The 5,386-nt window shown below is 66.4% G+C and carries 5 protein-coding genes; 3 read left to right on the top strand and 2 right to left on the bottom strand.

The features are described 5' to 3' along the window. Both MUO23_11870 and MUO23_11865 read right to left on the bottom strand, forming a co-directional pair. The coding region (locus MUO23_11870; GenBank protein MCJ7513654.1) for a penicillin-binding protein at positions 1-982 on the bottom strand (982 nt) is incomplete at its 3' end. Positions 983-1,360: 378 nt separating this feature from the next. Beyond that, positions 1,361-1,837, bottom strand: coding sequence for a hypothetical protein (locus MUO23_11865; GenBank protein MCJ7513653.1), 477 nt, complete (start codon positions 1,835-1,837; stop codon positions 1,361-1,363). Between the two features lie 89 nt (positions 1,838-1,926). Between MUO23_11865 and MUO23_11860 the strand changes: the two genes are divergently transcribed. The 3 genes from MUO23_11860 to MUO23_11850 form a co-directional block, all read left to right on the top strand. Next, a complete protein-coding gene (locus tag MUO23_11860; GenBank protein ID MCJ7513652.1) occupies positions 1,927-4,347 on the top strand; it encodes a hypothetical protein in 2,421 nt (806 codons plus the stop codon). Between the two features lie 44 nt (positions 4,348-4,391). Next, positions 4,392-4,862 (top strand): CBS domain-containing protein, encoded by a 471-nt coding sequence (locus MUO23_11855; GenBank protein ID MCJ7513651.1) that lies wholly within the window; start codon positions 4,392-4,394, stop codon positions 4,860-4,862. Beyond that, on the top strand, positions 4,859-5,386 hold a 528-nt coding region (locus MUO23_11850), incomplete at its 3' end, for a hypothetical protein (GenBank protein ID MCJ7513650.1). The genes MUO23_11855 and MUO23_11850, both read left to right, overlap by 4 nt.

Here is a 5,386-nt window from a genome sequence, read left to right as displayed (position 1 = left end):
CGAGGGCCGTCACCTGCTGCGTCACCAGGGTCTGAGCCAGGTCCTGGAGCTGCGGATCGAGGGTAGTGTACACGTCGAAGCCCGAGCGGTAGATCGTCTGCGGGTCGAACAGCTGCTCGAGCTGGGTGCGGATGTAGTTGACCCAGTGAGGGTAGCGGATCTGGATGTCGGCCGGTTGGAAGGGATAGGTCTCGATCTGGGCGATGGCCGCCCCGCCTTCCTCCGGGGTGACGCACACCGGATCGGCGGCAGTCCTGACGGCGATGCAGCCCTGGTCCTGGCTGGTGAGCACCATTAGCGTGAGCACTTGGCGGTGGCGCTCCAGTGCCGCCTCGCGGTTGGTGAAGATGTCATACACCGCCGGGGCCTGTATCAGGCCGGCGAGAAAGGATGCCTGAGGCAGTGTCAGGGCGCCGGCGGTCGTGCCGAAATAGGTCTGAGCCGCGGCCTCAACCCCATAGGCCAGGTTGCCGAAGTACACCTGGTTCATGTACAGCTCGAGGATGTCCTCTTTGGTGTAACGCCGGTTGACTTCGGCCGCCAGCAGGATCTCGCGGATCTTGCGGACCGCTGTCCGCTGGGAGCGTTCCTCCGGCGTGAACAGAAGGTTGCGAGCGATCTGCTGGGTGATGGTCGAGGCGCCGGACACGGTCTCGCCGCTGCGCAGGTTCTGCCAGATCGCCCGGCCGATGGCCAGGGGGTCGAAACCGGCATGGCTGTAAAACTGGGAATCCTCCGTCGCCAGCACGGCGGCGATCATGGCCGGCGAGATCTGGTCGAGGGGCACGTAGGTTCGGCGGCCGGCCTGTGGGTCGAGGATCTCGTACAGCACATTGCCAGCCCGGTCATAAATGCGCGTGGTTTCGAATTGGGCAGCCTTCTCCCGCAGGTCATCGACGGCCGGCAGGGTGGAGGCCAGCGACGAGTATTGCAGAAGGCCGTAACTGAGCAGCAGGATGAGCGCCGCGGCGGCGGCGAACAAGCCGAAAATCCCCATACGCGCCAGGCAGCCGGAAGCCCCTGCGGGAAGCCTTCGGCGTGAGGCGGGTGGCGGCGAACCGGATGCCGGTTTGGACTCGGTCGAGAAGGCGGCTGGCGATACGGTCGTAGCCCCGCGGTCGGTCTGCGGGACCCGGCGGGGAAGGCCCGGACCAGCCTGGCTGGCCTCTGAGCTCGAAGGGCGCCGAATCGGCTGAGTGTCTTGCGGCGGGTCGGATGGATGCCAAGGGGGCGGTGACGCCGCCGCGCGGCCGCTAGGACTCTGGGGAGGGGTTGGCCTGTGGGCTTCGGTCATCGGCGCCATTCTAGCCGCGGGGGGTTAAGCGGGGATGAGCCTTCAGGCGTTCACCGCTTGGCAGGGTCAGGAAGCGCTGGGCCGGCTCTGGACGAGCACCAGCCAGACGCCCTTCATCACGCTCTCGTCGGCCTGATTGCGCACATCGATCCCGAGCTTGACCTGACCGCCCCCCAAGCGAGGCAGGGGTTTTGTGTCCTGGACTTCAAGCACCGCGTGCAGAGTGTCGCCGAACAGGACGGGCTTGCGGAACTTCCACTCCTGGATCTCCCGGAAGGCGAGGACCGTTCCCTCCAGCACGCCGGTCCGGGCCGCCAGCCCGCTGACGATCGACAAGCAAAGCAGGCCGTGTGCCACGCGCTGGCCGAAATACGTCTGCCGGGCAAACTCGGCGTCGGTGTGAATGGCCATGAAATCGCCGGACAGCCCGGCGAATGCCGTCACATCGGCTTCGGTGATTGTGCGTCCGGGGGTTGTGATGTGCTGGCCGACCGCGAACTCCTCGAGGTAGCGGCCACGACTTGTCAGGTCATGTGGGCTCATGCAGGCCTCCTCACCGGATCGGGATTCTAGCACGCCTTCTTCGGCCGCGGGCGCTGGCCACCCGCGGGTCGTGCCCGTACAATCAGGATATGCGCAGCTGGCAATGGTCGGCAGACGATGGCTACACCCTGATCCTGGCCGCCGATGTCCGTTTCGGCCGCACCGACTATGTTGAGGACCAGATCTGGGAGGTCCTTGCGTGCGGGCGTGAGCCGGCGGGCCTGACGGCCGCGACAAGGTACGGTGGTCAGGTGCAGGGGATGCGCATCTTCCCCTCCTTCGCCCTGGAGGGGCGGGCCGCAGTCGATCCGATGGCTTTTCATCTGCCGGTCGTCGTGTGCCAGGCGCTGCCCAACTACGCCCGGCTGGCGTTCTGGCCGCTGCCCGAGATCGAGGCCTCGGCCGAGTACTGGGTGACAGACTCACATCGTCTGGTGTCGCGGATTGCCCTGACGGCAAGGTCCGAGCGCAGGCTGCAGGTGGATCTCCGTCTGCATGTCGTGCTGCTTCCAGGCCAGGATGCTGATCCGATGCGGCCCGTCACCCGGGCTGGCGTAGCGGCGCTCCAGGGCCGGGTCGGCGGCCTGCAGCCGGTCGTCTTCCTCAGCGGCGGGGCAGTCCCCTTTCGTTCGATCTACCCGAGTCTGCAGGTATCGGCGAGCCTGGCGCCGGGTGAGTCCCGAAGCTGGGCCTGGGCCCACGCCGGCTGGACCGACGCCGTGCAAGGCTTCGAGGCCGCCCGTTCGGCAGCCGGGCTGCCGCTGGATGCGCTGGCTGCCCGCATCGAACGCATGGCAGAGGGAATCGTCCAGGTCGAGACAGGCAACCCGGGCTGGGATGGCGCACTTCACCTTTCGCAGGTTGCCGCGCTCTCCAGCTTCATCGGGCCGACGCGCCATCTGCCGGCCGCCTCACCGGTGCTGAGGCGGGCGCCTGAGGACGGGCATTCTCCCCTCGGCGACGGCACCGACCACGACTGGCGCTGGAACGGTCAGGAGATGATCAGCGCCTGCTACATCGCTCGTCAGGTGCTGCCGGCCGCTCCCGACCTGGCGAAGGGGGTGGTGCTGAACGCTCTGGCCACCCAGGGTGCAGACGGCGCGGTGGATGGCAAGCCCGGGCTGGCCGGCCAGCGCCTGCGCATGGCAGGTGCTCCGATGCTGGGCGAACTGTGCTGGCAGATCTACCAGCAGACCGAGGATCTGGACTTCATCACCCAGGTCTTGCCGCGGCTGCTGGAGTCCTTCGAGAGCTGGTTCGAGGTCGGGCGCGATCGGGATCAGGACGGGTTCCCGGAGTGGGACCATCCGCTGCAACCCGGCTACGAGACCCACCCGGTCTTCAGCCTGACGGATCCCTCCTGCCAGGGAATGGATCTGTCTTGGGCGGAGTCGCCCGATCTCGCCGCCTTCCTACTGAGCGAGGCCGATGCGCTTCGGCGCCTGGCCGAGGCCGCCGGCCAGGCGAAATCCCTGGCGGCGATCGAGGCGCGCCGCAGGCGGCTGCTCGAGGGACTCGGCCGCTGCTGGGATCCGGAGAGTGGGTCTTACCGGAGGATCGATCGCAGCCTGCATACCATACCGAGCCCCGGTGAGCTCGTGCGCGCCGCCGGCGATGGACGACATGAGCCGAAGGTCACGCTGCGCCCGCCGTCCCGGCTGGTGGTTCGAGTGTCGGGCCCGGTGACCGAGGCCCGCAACCTGGAAATCGGGTTGAGCGGCTATCCTGCTGGCGGGCGAGAGCATACGCTGCGTCTGGAGGCGGCGGACTTCAGCTGGTCTTGGGAGACCGGCTGCGCCACGACGGCGGAGACCTTCGCTCGGCTCTGGCGCGTCCACATCCGCGGACTCGGTGAGGGCTTCGAGATCACCGTCCAGGTGCCTGACCTTGGCCGGCTGGATATCGGAACGCTGTTGCCCCTGTCGTCGAAAGGCGCCCCGCCGGAAGAGGCGGCCGCGCTGCTCGAGGGGCAGCTGCTCCGCCCGGAGCAGTTCTGGCGCCCCTATGGCCTGCCCTTTCTGCCGGCCAGCGATGCCGCTTACCGTGACCAACTTCAGGCTGGGACCGGCGGCGTGCTGATGCCCTGGAACTCCCTCCTGGGGACAGCGCTGCTGGCGTGCGGCCGGGGGATGGAAGCCGCCACGCACTTTGAGCGGCTGATGGCGGGGATCGTGGGCTGCCTGCGGCACGAACGTGCTTTCTTCCAGTCGTACCATCCGGAGACAGGGGAGGGACTGGGCGATCGGCATGCTGCCTGCGGCGCGGCGCCGCTGAGCTTGTTGCTGGCGTGTGTAGGGGTACAACTGATCTCGCCCACAAGAGTGGGACTGCGTGGCAGGAACGTCTTGGCTGGACCGGTGAAGGTTCGCTGGCGCGGGCTGGAGGTCACTCGCACCGGCGAGGTCAGTCGGGTGGTCTTCCCGGACGGGCAGACGGTGGAGGTCCAGGGGCAGGAGCCGCTGGTGATCGAACAACAGCCGCGGCAGCCTGCGGGGAAGGTGTTTGCCTAGCGGGCTCCCGGCTTCGGCTTGAACCGCCTTCGAGGAGGTGAGCCATGATTGTCAGCACGGTGATGAAGACCCGGGTGATCACGATTCCTGAGGCGGCCAGGCTGGGAGACGCCGTACGGTCGTTTGTGGAGCACCGGGTTGGCACGCTTCCGGTGCTGGCACCGAATGGCAAGCTTGTGGGCACGTTGGACATGCAGGACGTCCTATCCCTGGTGATGCCGCCATTCGTCCAGCTGGTTTCGGATTTTGACTTCGTCCATGACTTTGGCCCGGTCGAGTTCGCGGAAATGGATGACGCCACACGCGCACGGCCTGTGACCGAAATCATGACCGCGCCGCATGCCATCGAGGAGAGCTCGGGATTGCTGCGAGCCTACGCTTACATGCGCCAGCACGACCTCGGGAATGTGCTCGTGACCGACAGCGAGGGGAGGCTTGTAGGGATCGCCTCACGTGTGGATGTCGGCGTCGGATTCCTGTGTTCGTGGATGGATCTTCAAGGGCATAGCGGATGACAGCCGCCGCCGTCTCGGGGTTGATCTTCTTTGTCGTCTTACTGGCGATTCTGCTCGAGCGGGGCGACCGCGCGATTATCGCCATCGCCGGAGCGGCCGTCATGGTCATTGTTGGAATAGCAATGGGTTTCTACGATGAGCAGCTGGCAATCGCCTCACTTGACCTCGAGACGCTGGGGCTGTTGCTCGCCATGATGATTCTGGTTGCACTCCTGAAGCCAACCGGCCTGCTGGAAGCGCTGGCCGCCCTGGCGGCACGAGTCTCGAGAGGCAAGCCAGCGGTGCTCCTGGTTCTACTTGGGTTGGTCACCGGGGTCCTGTCCATGATCCTTCCGAATGTGACGACCATCGTCCTGATCGCGCCGCTAACCATATTGATCGCGGAAGTGTTGGGCATATCGCCCATCCCGCTCCTGATGGGGGAGGCGATCCTGGCAAACGTCGGTGGTGTCGGCACGTTGATCGGCGACCCGCCGAACATCCTCATTGCCTCCGCCGCCGGCCTGACGTTCAATGACTTTCTG

This window comes from Anaerolineales bacterium (genome assembly GCA_022866145.1).
Lineage (GTDB): Bacteria > Chloroflexota > Anaerolineae > Anaerolineales > E44-bin32 > PFL42.
Note: the sequence above shows the minus strand (reverse complement) of the source record. Positions and strands in the feature narration are given on the sequence as shown.

Coding starts and splice junctions, on each gene's coding strand:
- MUO23_11865 (MCJ7513653.1), bottom strand. CDS start 1,837: ATGAGCCCACATGACCTGACAAGTCGTGGCCGCTACCTCGAGGAGTTC.
- MUO23_11860 (MCJ7513652.1), top strand. CDS start 1,927: ATGCGCAGCTGGCAATGGTCGGCAGACGATGGCTACACCCTGATCCTG.
- MUO23_11855 (MCJ7513651.1), top strand. CDS start 4,392: ATGATTGTCAGCACGGTGATGAAGACCCGGGTGATCACGATTCCTGAG.